This window comes from Salinimicrobium oceani (assembly GCF_012037645.1).
The window spans coordinates 1-290 of the sequence record NZ_JAAVJR010001569.1; the positions used below are offsets into that span (position 1 = coordinate 1).

Here is a 290-nt window from a genome sequence, read left to right on the forward strand (position 1 = left end):
TTGCTTTGCAACAGGATGTGAATTCTTCAGCATTTCTTCCACCTGCATGTAATCATCCAGCGAATACCGGGTAACACCGTTATGAGTATTCTTCACCTGAGAGCTAAGCTCCTTTTTTACAGGCTCTTCCATTTCTTCTGTAAGCCTGTGGACGATCTTTTCTTCTTTAGGAGATTGTATGTTCTCTTCCTGTCTTGCCTCTGGCTGTTCTCTTTTTGGCTCCTCTTTTTCTGAAGGAGATGCATTACGGGGCATATCAAAAGTGAACATGAATTGCTGTTCCTTTGGCT

Annotated in this window: 1 pseudogene; it reads right to left on the bottom strand. The window is 42.8% G+C overall.

Annotated elements, in window-relative coordinates:
* Positions 1-270 (bottom strand): annotated as a pseudogene (locus HC175_RS23105) (cell division protein FtsZ); the annotation flags it as partial.
* Positions 271-290 lie beyond the last annotated feature (20 nt).